At 70.5% G+C, this 2,740-nt stretch carries 1 protein-coding gene and 1 pseudogene; one reads left to right on the forward strand and one right to left on the reverse strand.

Annotation, left to right across the window (positions count from 1 at the left end):
• Window positions 1-1,109 (reverse strand): glycoside hydrolase family 26 protein (locus CCN56_RS29080; protein WP_086830949.1); only part of this gene is annotated, 1,109 nt, incomplete at its 3' end.
• A gap of 1,334 nt (window positions 1,110-2,443) precedes the next feature.
• Here CCN56_RS29080 and CCN56_RS45970 point away from each other — a divergent pair.
• Window positions 2,444-2,740: pseudogene (locus CCN56_RS45970) on the forward strand (hypothetical protein); the annotation flags it as partial.

Below are 2,740 nucleotides of genomic sequence, written 5' to 3' on the forward strand. Positions count from 1 at the left end.
GGCTTGGGTTCCGGCTTCGGCTCGGGCTTCGGCTCGGGCTTCGGTTCCGGCTTCGGCTCGGGCTTCGGTTCCGGCTTCGGTTCGGGGACCGTCGGGAGTTCCGGTTCCGTGCCGTACAGCATCTGCCGGAAGACCAGCGACGACTGCGGATTGTCGTCGCACTGCCAGACGCCGTGCGGACAGTAGTCGGTGATCGTGTGGTACAGCGGCTTGTGCTGCCTCATCCAGTCCAGCATGCGCCGCATGTATTCCGGGTTGTCGCCGTTCCGGAAGAGCCCCCATTCGGGATAGGAGATCTGCTTTCCGTGCTCGGCGGCGAAATCGACCTGCTTCTGGAGCCCGTACGGTTCGCTGACGTGCCGGTCGAAACTGCTCCCCGCCGGCTGGTCGTACGAATCCATGCCGATGATGTCGACGACGTCGTCACCCGGGTAGCACTCGGTCCACGGAATCGCGTCGCGGCCGCGGCTCGGGTTGAAGTCGAAACGGAACTTCTGGCCCGGCACGGAACGCATCGCGGTGACGATCCGGTTCCAGTACTTCTTCCACGCGGTGGGATCGGGGGCGCACCGGTGGGTGTAGGTGGTGCCGTTCATCTCCCAGCCGAGGACGATGACGGTGTCCCTGGCTCCCTCCTCGACGAGATGTTCGGCGAGGGTCGTGAAGTGGTGGTCGTAGTACCCGGCGGCGCCGAGCTGGAGCTGGCGGCGGACCTCGCGGTCGGAGACGTGGGCCTCGTTGCGCTCCAGCATGGGCACGTTGAGGACGAGCATCCGGTTGATCCGCTCGTTGCGCCAGTCGGCCCAGGCTTCGAGGAAGCCGGGGGTCCCCTCGATGTTCGACCAGAGGTCGCCCGGGAGGTAGGTGTGACCGACGCGGAGTTCGTGGCCGCCGAGCCATCGTTCGAGCTGCCCGATGCGGGCGACCCCGCGCCGGCCCGAGTCGAGGAAGGCCCCCATGGCGGTGGCGAGGGCCGGGTCGGGGTCGGCCGTCCTCACGGATGCGGCGGCGTGCGCGGGGGACGAGAGCACGGCTGAGCCCGTGGCGAGGAGACCGGCGGTGAACACCCCCAGCCACTTTCTCGAAGTTCTCCGGTATGCAGCTCCCATGGCCACTCCTTCGCGGTGTACGCCAATTGATGATCTGTCAATCCGATGTTCCGAAAGTATTCCTAATAAGCCGATCGTGAGCTCGGCTTCCCTCTGATCCGTAGTCCATTAGAGGATTTCATCGCCCAGTTGGGGCACCGAGATGAAGGGCCCGCCGTGCTGCGCCGTCAGCGTTTCGACACCAGCGTCCCCACCGTCCTTGTACGGCTCGACCGGAACCCCTTCCATCACGGCACGCTCGGTGCCACGCGCTCTCTGGGACGGGCCGGAATCCCGGTCCACGCCGTCATCGAATCGAGTACCAGTCCGGTCGCCCGTTCCCGCTTTCTCCGCTCGGTCCGGGTGCGCCCCGGGACGGACTCCTCCGCCGAGCTCTCCGCCCTCCTGGCCCGCATCGCGGACGAGATCACCGACGACCCGTCACATCCCGTGCTCGCCGTGCCGCTGGACGACGTCAGCGCCCTCGCCCTGGCCCGCCGCCGCACCGCACTCGCCCCGCGCTTCCTGCTGCCCGAACAGACCGAGGAGCAGCTCCTCCGGGTCGCGGACAAGGCGGAGCTCGCCGAGACCTGCGCGGGCCTGGGCCTGCCCCATCCCCGTACCGAACTCCCCGAAGGCGCCGACGAGGCCGCCGCCATGGCGTGGTCGCTCGGCCTTCCGGTGGTCGCCAAGTGGAGCCGGCCCTGGCTGCTCCCGGCCGACGGCGGGCTGCGGAGCACCACGATCGTGCGTTCCCTGGCCGAGGTTCGGGAGCTGTACGCCCGCACCCCGGAGGCCGGAAGCCGGCTGCTGCTCCAGGAACTGCTCCCGGCGGGCCACGACCTCGACTGGTTCTTCCACGGGTACGTGGACTCCGCGGGCCACTGCTCGACCGGGGGGACCGGGCGCAAGGAGCGGTCCTGGCCGGACGGCGCCGGGCTCACCGCCTCCGGCCGCTGGACGGCGAACCCGGTCGTCGACCGGACGGCCCGCGAGCTCCTCGACGCGCTGGACTACCGGGGCGTGTGCGACCTGGACTTCCGGCTGAACAGGGCGACCGGCGCGTACCACCTGCTCGATTTCAACCCCCGGCCCGGCGCCCAGTTCCGGCTCTTCACCGACCCGGACGGCCTGGACGTGGTCCGGGCACTGCACCTGGACCTCACCGGCCGCCCCGTACCGCCGCACTCCCCCGCGTACGGCCGCCGGTTCCTGGTCGAGAACTACGCGGCGCTCTCCCTGCTCGCCTCCCCGCGCCGCCGGTACGCGCCCGAGCCCGGCGGCACGCGGGGGCGGACCGAGTGCGCCTGGTCCGCCGCCGACGACCCGCTGCCCGCGCTCGCCATGGGCTGCGCATGGCTCGCGCACCTGCTGCGCAAGGCGCTGACCGCGCTGCACCGGGCGCTCCTGGCCCGCCGGACGGACCCGGCCACCGCCCCCGCGGCGCCCCCGGCCCGTACCTCCACCGACCAGCTCACCCCCCGATGAACGCGGAAGGCACGATGTCGAAGTCGATGGACGACCTGGTGGTCGTCGGCGCCGGACCCTACGGCCTGTCCGTGGCCGCCCACGCCGCGGCCCGCGGTCTCGACCTCCGCGTCTTCGGCCGTTCGATGGAGTCCTGGCACGCCATGCCCTCCGGCATGTTCCTG

Source organism: Streptomyces sp. NRRL B-24572, assembly GCF_002156145.1.
Lineage (GTDB): Bacteria > Actinomycetota > Actinomycetes > Streptomycetales > Streptomycetaceae > Streptomyces > Streptomyces vietnamensis.